Source organism: Streptomyces sp. NPDC002232 (assembly GCF_042890295.1).
Classification (GTDB): Bacteria; Actinomycetota; Actinomycetes; order Streptomycetales; family Streptomycetaceae; genus Streptomyces.
In genome coordinates this window covers 253,035-265,155 of record NZ_JBIARV010000006.1, presented here as the reverse complement: position 1 = coordinate 265,155, position 12,121 = coordinate 253,035, and the positions used below count along the sequence as shown (strand labels likewise).

9 protein-coding genes are annotated in these 12,121 nt (G+C 73.4%); all 9 read left to right on the top strand.

What is annotated here, in order from left to right:
* Window positions 1-31: 31 nt before the first annotated feature.
* Window positions 32-1,054 (top strand): class II fructose-bisphosphate aldolase, encoded by a 1,023-nt coding sequence (gene fbaA / locus ACFYXU_RS29430; protein WP_231073442.1) that lies wholly within the window; start codon window positions 32-34, stop codon window positions 1,052-1,054.
* Window positions 1,055-1,118: 64 nt separating this feature from the next.
* Window positions 1,119-2,276, top strand: a complete 1,158-nt coding sequence (locus ACFYXU_RS29425) for a MalY/PatB family protein (protein WP_389407744.1) — start codon at window positions 1,119-1,121, stop codon at window positions 2,274-2,276.
* A gap of 105 nt (window positions 2,277-2,381) precedes the next feature.
* Window positions 2,382-4,376, top strand: coding sequence for an Ig-like domain repeat protein (locus ACFYXU_RS29420; RefSeq protein ID WP_389460786.1), 1,995 nt, complete (start codon window positions 2,382-2,384; stop codon window positions 4,374-4,376).
* A 73-nt stretch (window positions 4,377-4,449) separates the two neighbouring features.
* Window positions 4,450-5,943, top strand: a complete 1,494-nt coding sequence (locus tag ACFYXU_RS29415; protein ID WP_376508219.1) for an MFS transporter — start codon at window positions 4,450-4,452, stop codon at window positions 5,941-5,943.
* Window positions 5,944-5,957: 14 nt separating this feature from the next.
* Entirely contained in the window at window positions 5,958-6,371 is a 414-nt protein-coding gene (locus tag ACFYXU_RS29410) for a DUF3151 domain-containing protein (protein WP_329854860.1), read from the top strand.
* A gap of 208 nt (window positions 6,372-6,579) precedes the next feature.
* Window positions 6,580-7,440, top strand: coding sequence for a tryptophan 2,3-dioxygenase family protein (locus tag ACFYXU_RS29405; RefSeq protein ID WP_376508218.1), 861 nt, complete (start codon window positions 6,580-6,582; stop codon window positions 7,438-7,440).
* Window positions 7,433-8,623, top strand: coding sequence for a kynureninase (gene kynU / locus ACFYXU_RS29400; protein WP_389460784.1), 1,191 nt, complete (start codon window positions 7,433-7,435; stop codon window positions 8,621-8,623). The genes ACFYXU_RS29405 and kynU overlap by 8 nt, the downstream gene beginning before the upstream one ends.
* Window positions 8,624-8,866: 243 nt before the next feature.
* Window positions 8,867-9,736, top strand: a complete 870-nt coding sequence (locus ACFYXU_RS29395; RefSeq protein ID WP_376508216.1) for an alpha/beta hydrolase — start codon at window positions 8,867-8,869, stop codon at window positions 9,734-9,736.
* A 91-nt stretch (window positions 9,737-9,827) separates the two neighbouring features.
* Entirely contained in the window at window positions 9,828-12,038 is a 2,211-nt protein-coding gene (locus tag ACFYXU_RS29390; RefSeq protein ID WP_389460782.1) for an FG-GAP repeat domain-containing protein, read from the top strand.
* Window positions 12,039-12,121 lie beyond the last annotated feature (83 nt).

Sequence of the window (12,121 nt, the reverse complement as noted above, 5' to 3'; positions counted from 1 at the left end):
ACACACCCCGCACATCACAAGGAGCGGACGAATGCCCATCGCAACCCCCGAGGTCTACAACGAGATGCTCGACCGGGCGAAGGCAGGCAAGTTCGCCTACCCGGCCATCAACGTGACCTCGTCCCAGACCCTGCACGCTGCGCTGCGCGGCTTCGCGGAGGCCGAGAGCGACGGCATCATCCAGATCTCGACCGGCGGTGCCGAGTTCCTGGGCGGTCAGTACAACAAGGACATGGTCACGGGCGCCGTTGCCCTGGCCGAGTTCGCGCACATCGTCGCCGCGAAGTACGACATCACGGTCGCCCTGCACACCGACCACTGCCCGAAGGACAAGCTGGACGGCTACGTCCGCCCGCTGCTGGAGGTCTCCGCCGAGCGCGTCGCCCGTGGCGAGAACCCGCTCTTCCAGTCGCACATGTGGGACGGCTCCGCCGAGACCCTCGCCGACAACCTGGCCATCGGCCAGGAGCTGCTCGCGAAGGCCGCCGCCGCCAAGATCATCCTTGAGGTCGAGATCACCCCGACCGGCGGCGAGGAGGACGGCGTCAGCCACGAGATCAACGACGAGCTGTACACCACCGTCGACGACGCGCTCCGCACCGCCGAGGCCCTCGGCCTGGGCGAGAAGGGCCGCTACCTGCTCGCCGCGTCCTTCGGCAACGTCCACGGCGTCTACAAGCCGGGCAACGTCGTGCTCCGCCCGGAGCTCCTCAAGGACCTCCAGGCGGGCGTCGCCGAGAAGTACGGCAAGGCCTCCCCGTTCGACTTCGTCTTCCACGGCGGCTCGGGCTCCACGGCCGAGGAGATCGCCACCGCGCTGGAGAACGGCGTCGTGAAGATGAACCTCGACACCGACACCCAGTACGCCTTCACGCGTCCGGTCGCGAACCACATGTTCAAGAACTACGACGGTGTCCTGAAGGTCGACGGCGAGGTCGGTGTCAAGTCGACCTACGACCCCCGCACCTGGGGCAAGCTGGCCGAGGCCGGCATGGCCGTCCGCGTGACCGAGGCGTGCGCCGCGCTGCGCTCGACCGGCACGAAGCTGAAGTAAGCGTGTGAACGACGGGCCCGGTACCTCCCGAGGTGCCGGGCCCTCGTGCGTCCCTGGAGGGCAGATGTACGACTTCGACCGGGAGATAGACCGGCACGGGACCTGGTCGGTCCAGTGGGACGGCGTGGCCGCCCGCTTCGGCGTCCCCGACCTGCTGCCGTTCACCATCTCCGACATGGACTTCGCGTCCCCGCCGGAGGTCCTCGCGGCGCTGCGGGAGCGCGTCGACCACGGGGTCTTCGGCTACACGGACTGGCGGCTCGGGGAGTTCCGCGAGGCGATCCGCCACTGGTACGCGAGCCGGTACGGCGCCGAGATCGACCCCGACACCCTGGTGTACGCGCCCTCGGTGCTCTCCCAGCTCTCGCAGCTGCTCCAGATGTGGACCGCCCCCGGCGACGGCGTGGTCGTCCACACCCCCACGTACGACGGCTTCCGCAAGGCCGTCACCGGGCTCGGGCGCGAACTGCGGGGCGTCCCGCTCGGGGACACCGAGGCCCTGGAGCGGGAGCTCGCCCGGCCGGACAGCCGGATGCTGCTGCTCTGCTCCCCGCACAACCCGACCGGCCGGGTGTGGACGGAGGAGGAGCTCCGGGACTTCGCCGCACTGGCCGAGCGTCACGGCGCCGCCGTCGTCAGCGACGAGATCCACGGCGACCTGACGGCCGACGGTCACCGGCACGTCCCCTGGACCCGGATCGCCGAGCCGGGACGGGGCCGCCGCTGGGCCCTGGTCACCTCCGGCACGAAGGCCTTCAACTTCCCGGCCCTCTCCGGCTCGTACGGCATGATCGGCGACCCCGACGAGCGCGAGGCCTTCGTCCGCCGCATGGAGACCGGCGAGGGGCTCGCCTCGCCCGCCGTGCTTTCGCTGACCGCCCACATCGCGGCGTACCGGCAGGGCGCGGCCTGGCTGGACGAGCTGCGCGGCTATGTCGCGGGCACGATGGAGCTGGTCCGCGAGCGCCTCGCGGGGCTGCCGGGCGTGGACTGGGCGCCCCCGCAGGCCGGGTACCTGGCCTGGATCGACCTGCGCCCGCTCGGGATCGAGGAGACCCGCCTCCAGGAGGAGCTGGTGGAGGTGGAGAAGGTCGCGATCATGCCGGGCGGTGTGTACGGCACGCCCGGTTTCGTCCGGCTGAATGTCGGCTGTCCCCGGAGCAAGGCCGAGCGGGGCGTGGACGCGCTGGTCAGGGCGGCGGAGCGGCTGCGTCGCGCCTGACGGGCAAACCGGTGGGCGGTGTGTCGGCGGCGTGATCTACTCTGCGCTGACCGAGCCCCGATGTCCGTGGGCCGGAGACCATGTTGTGTGGGGGGTCTCTTCATCGTGCGCAAGCGCACTCTCTCGGCCGCGACGTCGCTCGCGGTCCTCTTCAGCTCCGCGGCCCTCGTCGCGGGCACGGCCGGCCAGGCGGCCGCCGACAGCAGCACCGCAATTCCCGTGTCGTCCGTGGGCGACATGGTGGTGGACGGCGTCCACCGCAAGATCTTCATCAGCGACCCTTACCTCGGGAAGGTCGTCGCGACCGACTACGCGGGCCGGGTGCTCAGCACCGTCACCGGCCTGCCCGGGGTCACCGGTCTGGCCCTCTCCGCCGACGCGGGGAGCCTGTACGCCGCGGTGCCGGGCGCCGACGCGGTGGTCGCCCTGGACGCGGCGACGGTGACCGAGCGGGCCCGGTACGCCACCGGCGAGGGCACCGATCCGCAGTACGTGGCCCCCGCGGGGGGCCGGATCTGGTTCGGCTACGGCACGAACCAGGACGGTGACATCGGCTCGATCGACGCGTCCGGCGAGCAGCCCGTGGTGACCCTGGGCCAGGACGAGGAGATCAACTACTCCGGCGCCCCGCGGCTCGTCGCCTCGCCGACGGACCCGAACGCCATCGCCGCGGTGTCCTCGTACTACCACTGGTTCCGCATCGGCGCCTACGACGTGAGCACGGGCACCGCCGTCCGCACCGCCCGGTCGTCCGAGTCCCTCTCGGGCAGCGGGGGCATGGTCAGCGACCTCGCCTACACCCCGGACGGCAGCAAGCTGATCACGGCCACCGCCGGCAACCGCCACCGCGTGTGGCAGACCTCCGACCTCACCGAGGCGGGGGCCTACGCCAGCGAGTTCCACGGCGCCGCCGTGGCCGTCGCGCCCGACGGCACCGTGGCGGCGGGCTCCGACGCCTGGTACGCCCCGGACGTGTTCGTCTACCGCTCGGGCGAGACCAAGGCCGTGCGGCAGTACGACTTCCCCGGCACCGGCAGCAGCAGCGGGGGCGACAGCCTCGCCCCGAGCGCCCTCGCCTGGGAGCCGGGCGGCAGCCGCCTCTTCGCGGTGACCACGGCCAGCGGCGGCAGCACCCGCCTGCACGTCCTCGACCAGCCCACCAAGTCCGTGCCGACGGTCACCGTGAAGGTCCCGGCCTCCGGCACGGTCCTCAAGGCGGTCACCGTCTCCGGCACGGTCGGGGCGACGCTGGGGCTGCCGGCCGGCACGCCGGTCACCGCGACCCGGTACGACGCCGAGTTCCCCCAGGGCAAGGCCCTCGGGACGAAGAAGCTCGGGGCGTACGGATCGTTCTCCTTCACCGACACCCCGACCGCGGCGGGCAACGTCACCTACCGCGTGACGTACGCGGGCGACGCCACGCACGTGGGCGCGAGCGGCACGGCGCTGGTCAAGGTGGCGCCGTTCAAGTCCGCGCTCACGCTGGACCAGAACCGCCGCACCGTCAACTACGGCACCAACGTGACGTACACCGCCACCCTCGGCTGGTCGTACCGCAACCGGGTGGTGGAGATCTGGGCCGACCCGTACGGCAAGGACCCCAAGCGGCTGCTGAAGCGCGGCACGGTCAACTCGGCGGGCAAGCTGTCGGTCACGATGAAGATGACCCGCGACACCTGGGTGACCGCCGACTTCGCCGGTGACACCCGCTCCGGCCGCGCCCACACCGGATCCACCGTGTACACGCGGGCCGGTGTCACGACCGCGCTGTCCCGGCACTACAAGTGGTCGAAGATCGGCTCCATCTGGTACCAGACGTACCACCAGACCGCCGACCCGCTGGTCACCGCCTGGAACAACCCGTACCCGGGCCGCAGGACCAAGGTCGAGCTCCAGGTCTGGTACTCGGGCGCCTGGCGCTCCGGCGGCGAGGACTACGTCCCGCTGAACAGCGGCGGCATGGCGTACATCGCGTTCGACGGCGACGGAGCGGCCGGCGTCCGCGCCAGGGTCCGCACGGCGTATGTGGACGGCACCTCCGGTGACGACGTGAACACCTCGGTCTACGGCGCGTGGAAGTACTTCAACTTCACCCGCTGACCCGTCGGCCTCCCGCGGCCCCGCCCACCCTTCCCGGTGGGCGGGGCCGCGGCGTTCGCGGGATCATGCAGGCATGGACATCCGGATGAGATCCGGGACGGGACGCTGGATCGTCTTCACCACCGTCCTCGGGTCCGGGATGGCGCTGCTCGACTCGACCGTCGTCAACGTCGCCCTGCCCCACATCGGCGAGGACCTGGGCGCCGACCTCGCCGTCCTCCAGTGGACGGTCAACGCCTACATGCTCACCCTGGCCGGACTGATCCTGCTGGGCGGCTCGCTCGGCGACCGGTTCGGGCGGCGGAAGGTCTTCCTGGTCGGCGTGGTCTGGTTCGCCCTCGCCTCCCTGCTGTGCGGGCTCGCCCCGAACGCCGGAGTGCTGATCGGGGCCCGCGCCCTCCAGGGCGTCGGCGGGGCGCTGCTCACCCCCGGCTCCCTCGCGCTGATCCAGGCCAGCTTCCACGAGGACGACCGGGCGCGGGCCGTCGGGCTCTGGTCGGGCTTCGGCGGCGTCGGCGCGGCGATCGGCCCGTTCGTGGGCGGCTGGCTGGTGGACGGCCCCGGCTGGCGGTGGGTGTTCCTGCTGAACGTGCCGCTTGCCCTGATCTGCGTGCCCGTCGCCCTGCGGCACGTGCCGGAGTCGCGGGACGAGACGGCGCACGGCCGGTTCGACGTGCTGGGCGCGTTCCTGGGCGCGGCGGGGCTCGCCCTGGTCACGTACGCGCTGATCGGCGCGGCCTGGTGGGCCGGGGTGGCCGGAGTGCTGGTCGGGGCCGGGTTCGTCGCGGTGGAGCGGCGGCGCGGGGAGCGGGCGATGGTGCCGCCGTCGATCTTCCGCTCGCGGCTGTTCACCGCCGTCAACCTGGTCACGCTCTGCGTGTACGCGGCATTCGGCGGGTTCTTCTTCCTGGCTGCCCTCCAGCTCCAGGTGGTGGCCGGCTACTCCGCCCTCGGCGCCGGCACCGCGCTGCTGCCGACGACCGTGCTCATGCTGCTGTTCTCGGCCAGGTCCGGCGAGCTCGGGGAGAAGATCGGGCCCCGGATCCCGCTCACCGTCGGGCCGCTGCTGTGCGCGGCGGGCATGCTCCTGATGATGCGGGTCGGGGAGGACGCCTCGTACGTACGGGACGTGCTGCCCGCGACGCTCGTCCTCGGAGTCGGCATGACCGCCCTGGTCGCCCCGCTGACCGCGACGGTCCTCGCCTCGGTGGACGTGGCCCGGGCGGGCCTCGCGAGCGGCATCAACAACGCGGCGGCCCGCGCGGCCGGCCTGGTCGCGGTGGCCGCGCTGCCGCTGCTCGCCGGGATGGGCCCGGACGCCTACCTGTCGGCGGACGAGTTCGACGCGACGTTCCGCCGGGCGATGCCGATGTGCGCGGGGATCCTGGTGGTGGGCGCCGCCCTCGCCTGGACGACCATGCGGACCCCGGCCGCACCGGCCGGCTGCCACCCTGAGTGCCGGGTCCACTGCGGCGTGCAGGCGCCGCCCCTGGACCCGGGACGGGGGGACGCCCGCGCCGGGGAGGGGGAAGCCGGGCGGGACGGGGACGGCGGGGCGCGCGCCTGAGGCAGACTGGGCCCATGGCCATCCACGAGAACCTCCTGGGGGGACCGGCCCCCACCCACCTGCCCGACGACCCGGGTCCGCGCGAGCTGCTCGCGAACGGCACGGCGCCGGCGGACGTCGCCGCGAAGTACCCGACGTCGTCGCTCGCCTGGGCCCGGCTCGCCGACGACGCCTACGAGCGCGGCGCGGTCGTCGAGTCGTACGCCTACGCCCGTACGGGCTACCACCGCGGACTGGACGCGCTGCGCCGCAGCGGCTGGAAGGGCCACGGCCCGGTGCCGTGGGAGCACGAGCCGAACCGGGGCTTCCTGCGCGCCCTGCACGCCCTGGCCCGGGCGGCCGGTGACATCGGCGAGAAGGACGAGTACGAGCGCTGCACGACCTTCCTGCGGGACTCCTCGGAGACCGCGGCGGAGACGCTCGGCTGACGTCTCCCGACCCTCTCGCGGCACGCCCTTCCCTCCCGTACGGAGGGAAGGGCGTCCCTGTTGATCGAACTCCGATTCGTGTCATGATGCGCTTGGGACGCGCGCGAAGGAGCGCGCCTCCCGAGGGGACCGGAGCTCCCGTGGCGCACCGCCGAGTGCGCGCGGTGGAGCGGACCGCTACCCGGTAGCACGTATCGAGGAGACAGAAATGTCAGCCTTCTCAGGTTCTCCCGATGCCTCCGGAGCCGGCTCGGTCGTCGACGACCCGAACCTCGACTTCGCGGGCACGACGCCGTACGAGGACTACGTCCAGGCGGACGTCCTCACCCACCTCCAGCACCTCCGCTCGGACGACCCCGGCGAGATGGTCTTCCTGGTCACCACCCAGGTCATGGAGCTGTGGTTCACGGTGATCGTCCACGAGTGGGAGACCGCGAGCCGGGCCCTGCGCGAGGACCGCGTCCCGGTCGCGATGGACGCGCTCAAGCGCTCCGTGCGCGAGCTGGAGGCGCTCAACCACTCCTGGCGTCCGCTCGCCCAGCTCACCCCCGGCCAGTTCAACGCCTACCGGGCGGCGCTCGGCGAGGGCTCCGGCTTCCAGTCGGCGATGTACCGGCGCATGGAGTTCCTGCTCGGCGAGAAGTCCGCGTCGATGCTCGTCCCGCACCGGGGCGCGCCCCGCGTCCACGCCGAGCTGGAGAAGGCGCTCCAGGAGCCCAGCCTGTACGACGAGGTCCTCGGGCTGCTCGCCCGGCGCGGTCTGCCCGTGCCGGCGTCGGTCCTCGGCCGCGACCTGGCGCAGCGGTACGAGCCCTCGCCCGAGGTCGAGGCGGTCTGGGCCGGGATCTACGCGGACGCCGACCAGAACGCCGAGCTCGTCCGGCTCGGCGAGGCGCTCAGCGACGTCGCCGAACTGGTCTGGCGCTGGCGCAACGACCACCTGGTGGCGACCCGGCGCGCGATGGGCGCGAAGACCGGCACCGGCGGCTCCGCCGGCGTGGCCTGGCTGGAGAAGCGCGCGCAGAAGAACGTGTTCCCCGAGCTCTGGACGGCCCGCAGCCATGTCTGAGACGTACGAGGAGAGGGCCGCGCGACTCGACGCGGCCGACGGACTGGCCGGGCACCGCGCGAAGTTCGCGCTCGACGAGGAGACCGTCTACCTCGACGGCAACTCGCTGGGCGCGCTGCCCGCGCACGTCCCGGCCCGGATGGCCGACGTCCTCACCCGCGAGTGGGGCGAGCTGCGCATCCGCTCGTGGGACGAGTCCGGCTGGTGGACCGCTCCCGAGCGGATCGGCGACCGGATCGCCCCGATCGTGGGGGCCGCCCCGGGGCAGATCGTGGTGGGCGACTCGACGAGCGTGAACGTCTTCAAGGCGGTCGTCGCCGCGGCCCGGCTGAGCCCCGCCGGACGGGACGAGATCCTGGTCGACGCGACGACGTTCCCCACGGACGGGTACATCGCGCGGTCCGCGGCGCGGATGACAGGCCACACGATCGTGCCCCGCGACCCGGCCGACATGGCGGCCGCGGTGAGCGACCGCACCGCCCTCGCGCTCGTCAACCACGTCGACTACCGCACGGGCCGGCTCCAGGACCTGCCCGGACTCACCGCCGCGCTCCATGCGGCGGGCGCCCTCGCCGTCTGGGACCTGTGCCACAGCGCGGGCGCCCTGCCCGTCGGCCTGGACGCGCACGGGGTCGACCTGGCCGTCGGCTGCACCTACAAGTACCTGAACGGCGGCCCCGGTTCGCCCGCGTACCTGTACGTCGCCGAGCGCCACCAGGCCGCCTTCGACTCGCCGCTGCCCGGCTGGAACTCGCACGCCGACCCGTTCGGCATGACCCCCGGCTACGAGGCGGCGACCGGCGCGCTCCGGGGCCGGGTCGGCACGCCCGACATCCTGTCCATGCTGGCCCTCGAAGCGGCGCTCGACGTCTGGGACGGGGTCGGCATCGAGGAGGTGCGGGCCAAGTCCCTGGCGCTGACGGACTTCTTCCTGGAGTGCGTCGAGGCGTACGTCCCCGCCGGCCGGGTCACCTCCGTGACCCCCGCGGCGCACGGCAAGCGCGGCAGCCAGGTGGCCCTGCGCTGCGAGGACGCGGCCGCCGTGATGCCGGAGCTGATCAAGCGCGGGGTCATCGGTGACCTGCGCCGTCCGGACGTCCTGCGCTTCGGGTTCACGCCGCTGTACGTGGGATTCGCGGACGCGGAGCGGGCGGCGAGGACCCTCGCGGAGGTTCTCCGCTAGGCGCCGGATCGGGTGCTCCGGCAGGTCGGTTCGGGTGTCGGGCGGGTCGGTTCGGGTGTCGGGCGGGTCGGTTCGGGTGTCGGGCGGGTCGGTTCCGGTGTCGGGTGGGTCGGTTCGGGTGTCGAGCGGGCGGGTTCGGGTCTTCGGCGGGCCGGATCGTCGGCTGATCCGCGGGGTTCCGGTGCTGGTACCGTCCCCGCAGGTCAGGCCGATTCGGCCGCACGTCCGAGAGGTTGGAACAGCATGTCGGACCCCGCCGCGCGCGATGCCGCCGAAGAGGCGTCGGCCTTCTCGCACCCGGCCGTCGCCCCGGACGCCACCGCCGCGTACGGCGACCACCCGGACCAGGTGGTCGACTTCTACGCCCCGCGTGACGGGCGGACCGGCGCCCCGCTCGTCGTCGCCCTGCACGGCGGCGCCTGGCGGGCGCCGTACGACCGGTGGCACCTGACCCCACTCGTGGACTTCCTGGCCCGGCGGGGCTTCGCCGTGGCGAACGTCGAGTACCGGCGCGGCCCCGGCCTGCCGCACCAGGGCGGCACGGCCCCGGTGGCCGGGCGCTGGCCGGAGACCTTCGACGACGTGGCGGCGGCGCTCGACGCGCTGCCGGAGCTGGCCGCCGCGCACCTGCCGCAGGCCGATCCCCGGCGGACGGTCCTCACCGGCCACTCGGCGGGCGGCCACCTCGCGCTGTGGGCCGCCGCCCGGCACGTCCTGCCCGCCGGGTCCGCGTGGCGGCTGCCCGCCGCGCCGGAACTGCGCGGGGTGGTGGCGCTGGCCCCGATCGCCCACTTCGGCCGGGCGGTCGAGCGGGGGGTGTGCGGCGGCGCGGTCACGGAACTCCTCGGCGGCGAGGCGCGGTACGGCACGAGGGCGGCCGAGGCGGACCCGTCCGTCCTGCTCCCGACGGGCATCGCGACCACCGTCGTCCAGGGCCGCGAGGACATCGTCGTCCCGTACGCGGTGGCCGAGGCGTACGCCGAGGCGGCGGCGAAGGCGGGCGAGGAGGTCGGCCTGACGCTCCTGGAGGGCATCGGCCACTTCCCGCTGATCGACCCGGCGGCGGACGCGTGCGCGGTGGTGGCGGAGGAGATCGCCCAACTGGCCTGGTGAGCCGGACGATCCGTACAACCATGCGAAGGGCTCGGAGGTCTCATCGGGCGGCGCGACTGCCGCGCCCGGTCCTTCTCGTGGGGGTTTCACCTTGCAGCTCCGTTCCACCGGCACCCGTCTCGCCCTGGCCGTCACGGCCGTCCTCGCCGTCACCGCCGTGGGCGCGGGCACCCTGGCCACGGCGCCTGCCGCCTTCGCGGCGCCCGCGGCCCCGGCCGAACGGGCGGACGGCCTCGCCGTCTTCCCCGAGGGCTCCCAGCTCGGAGGGGCCGGCACCACCGGTTTCCTCAGCTTCTCCTTCGCCTCCGACAGCAGCCGGGAGCTGCTGTGGACGCCGTACGACGGCGGCGCGGTCCCCCTCGGCGCCCCCGAGGGCTGGGCCACCGGAGCCGGTGACGTGGTCGTCCTCGGCGACGCCTCCTGGTCCGCCGAGTTCCGCTCGATCACCCTGCGGAACATGGCCGCCCCCGGCGCCCCGGCCGTGGCCCTCGACCTCGGCGCGCTGCACGCCACCTACGTCGCCGTGTTGAGCCCGACGAGCGTGCTCGCCCAGGTGACGAACGCGGTCGGCCAGGCGGAACTGCACGTCGTGACCAAGGACGGCGCCTCGACGACGAGCCGCAAGGTGACGGGGCTGCCCGCGGACGCCACCGACTACTTCGGCTCCGCCGTCGACGACGGCTCCGTCCTCGTCGGGTACGAGACGGGCCCTGAGGGGAACCGGACCGGCGGCCGTGCCGTGGTGGACGTGGCGGCCGGGCAGGTGACGGCGACGTACGCCTCCCCCCAGTCCGGCTTCGGCTACGGCGGCCTCGGTCTCTCCGCCTCCCACGTGACCTGGTTCGGCTACGAGTCCGGAGTCGGCGACTACGTCACCTCCGTCGACCGCGCGACGGGCACGGAGAAGAGGACCTCCCTCGGCCCCCACCTCGACGAGTGGTACCAGGCGCTCGTCGGCGGCTGGCTCGTCCACGGCAACCCCGAGAAGCCCGCCCAGGCCGTCTCCCTGACCAGCGGCGAGATCGTCGACCTCGGCGTCACGGCCTCGGGCGTCGTCTCCTCGTCCGACGGCAGCGCGGTGCTCCAGGGCACCCGGGCGGCCGACGGCAGCGGCCTGTTCCGCGTGGTGGCGGGCGCCGACGGCGCCCCGACCGTCACCAGGACCGCCGAGACGGGCACGCCGCCGGTCGTCGCGCCGCCGCTGGAGATCCGTGAGGTCGACGTCCCCGACCGGGCGGAGCTGGACAAGAACGACGGCAAGGTCGTCCTCGGGTGGACGCTGTCGCGCGCCGATGCCTACCTGGACGTCACGCTCACGCACATCGCCACCGGCAAGGAGTTCACGAAGCGTCTGACCGCCCCCGCGTCCGGCACCGAGTTCCTCCTCGACTGGGACGGCGTCATCGGAGGGGTGGACGCGCCGAACGGCAAGTACGGCGTGGAGGCCGAGGCGACGCTCGCCGACGGCACGGGCGAGCCCGCCTACCAGGGCTGGTTCATGAACGTCGTCCGTACGGCCAACCCGCACGACTACAACGACAACGGCTCCACCGACGTCCTCGCCCGGGACGCCTCCGGCGTGCTGTGGCGCGACGACCTGCGGGACCGCCCGGTCGACGGCACGTTCACGAGCGCCCAGCGGACCAGGATCGGATCCGGCTGGAACACCTACCAGCAGATCGAGTCCGTCGGCGACCTCGGCGGCGCCGCCACCGGCGACCTGATCGCGGTCGACGGCGCCGGCCTTCAGTGGTCCTACCTCGGCAAGGGCGACGGCACGTTCGCCGCCCGCCGGCAGGTCGGCACGGGCTGGCAGATCTACAACAAGATCACCGGAGGCTCGGACCTCGACGGCGACGGCCGCGCGGACCTGGTGGGTACGGACGGCGCCGGCGTCCTGTGGTTCTACAAGGGCACGGGCGACTACGCGAAGCCGTACGCGGCCCGCGTCCGGGTCGGCGGCGGCTGGCAGGTCTACAACCAGATCACCGCCGTCGGGAACATCGCCGGCACGGCCGCCGGCGACCTGGTGGCCCGCGACACCACCGGTGTCCTCTGGCTCCACCCGGGCAACGGCCGCGGCGGCTTCGACCCGCGCGTCCGGATCGGTGGCGGCTGGGGCGTCTTCTCCCAGCTCGTCGGCGCCGGCGACTTCGACAACGACGGGCGCCCGGACCTGATCGCCTACGGCGCGGGCGGCACCTCCGTCTACCGCTCCACGGGCTCCGTCACCGCCTCCTTCGTCCGCCGGACGACCTCGCTGTACGCGGGCGAAGGCGCGAAGTTCACCAGCGTGCTCTAGGGGCTCCGGGGGCTCCGGGGGGAGTCTTGTCGATCGGGCGTCGCGAGCCCGGCCCGATCGACAAGGCTCCCCCTAGTCCTCAA